Origin of the sequence: Staphylococcus croceilyticus (assembly GCF_002902575.1) — a bacterium.
Lineage (GTDB): Bacteria > Bacillota > Bacilli > Staphylococcales > Staphylococcaceae > Staphylococcus > Staphylococcus croceilyticus.
In genome coordinates, this window is record NZ_PPRD01000021.1 from 1 (window position 1) to 1,643 (window position 1,643).

The following is a 1,643-nucleotide window of genomic DNA, read 5'->3' on the forward strand; positions in this document are numbered from 1 at the left end:
TAAGTTACAAACACTATTTAGTTTTATGAGCTAATCAAACATCATAAATTTTTATGGAGAGTTTGATCCTGGCTCAGGATGAACGCTGGCGGCGTGCCTAATACATGCAAGTCGAGCGAACAGACGAGGAGCTTGCTCCTCTGACGTTAGCGGCGGACGGGTGAGTAACACGTGGGTAACCTACCTATAAGACTGGGATAACTCCGGGAAACCGGAGCTAATACCGGATAATATTTTGAACCGCATGGTTCAAAAGTGAAAGATGGCTCTGCTATCACTTATAGATGGACCCGCGCCGTATTAGCTAGTTGGTAAGGTAACGGCTTACCAAGGCGACGATACGTAGCCGACCTGAGAGGGTGATCGGCCACACTGGAACTGAGACACGGTCCAGACTCCTACGGGAGGCAGCAGTAGGGAATCTTCCGCAATGGGCGAAAGCCTGACGGAGCAACGCCGCGTGAGTGATGAAGGTCTTCGGATCGTAAAACTCTGTTATTAGGGAAGAACATACGTGTAAGTAACTGTGCACGTCTTGACGGTACCTAATCAGAAAGCCACGGCTAACTACGTGCCAGCAGCCGCGGTAATACGTAGGTGGCAAGCGTTATCCGGAATTATTGGGCGTAAAGCGCGCGTAGGCGGTTTTTTAAGTCTGATGTGAAAGCCCACGGCTCAACCGTGGAGGGTCATTGGAAACTGGAAAACTTGAGTGCAGAAGAGGAAAGTGGAATTCCATGTGTAGCGGTGAAATGCGCAGAGATATGGAGGAACACCAGTGGCGAAGGCGACTTTCTGGTCTGTAACTGACGCTGATGTGCGAAAGCGTGGGGATCAAACAGGATTAGATACCCTGGTAGTCCACGCCGTAAACGATGAGTGCTAAGTGTTAGGGGGTTTCCGCCCCTTAGTGCTGCAGCTAACGCATTAAGCACTCCGCCTGGGGAGTACGACCGCAAGGTTGAAACTCAAAGGAATTGACGGGGACCCGCACAAGCGGTGGAGCATGTGGTTTAATTCGAAGCAACGCGAAGAACCTTACCAAATCTTGACATCCTTTGACAACTCTAGAGATAGAGCTTTCCCCTTCGGGGGACAAAGTGACAGGTGGTGCATGGTTGTCGTCAGCTCGTGTCGTGAGATGTTGGGTTAAGTCCCGCAACGAGCGCAACCCTTAAGCTTAGTTGCCATCATTTAGTTGGGCACTCTAAGTTGACTGCCGGTGACAAACCGGAGGAAGGTGGGGATGACGTCAAATCATCATGCCCCTTATGATTTGGGCTACACACGTGCTACAATGGACAATACAAAGGGTAGCGAAACCGCGAGGTCAAGCAAATCCCATAAAGTTGTTCTCAGTTCGGATTGTAGTCTGCAACTCGACTACATGAAGCTGGAATCGCTAGTAATCGTAGATCAGCATGCTACGGTGAATACGTTCCCGGGTCTTGTACACACCGCCCGTCACACCACGAGAGTTTGTAACACCCGAAGCCGGTGGAGTAACCATTTGGAGCTAGCCGTCGAAGGTGGGACAAATGATTGGGGTGAAGTCGTAACAAGGTAGCCGTATCGGAAGGTGCGGCTGGATCACCTCCTTTCTAAGGATATATTCGGAACATCTCGTAGAGATGATGGAATAA

At 50.2% G+C, this 1,643-nt stretch carries 1 rRNA gene; it reads left to right on the forward strand.

The annotated features are described in order from the left end of the window. The first annotated feature begins 50 nt into the window (after positions 1-50). A 16S ribosomal RNA gene (locus CD128_RS04350) occupies positions 51-1,601 on the forward strand. Positions 1,602-1,643 lie beyond the last annotated feature (42 nt).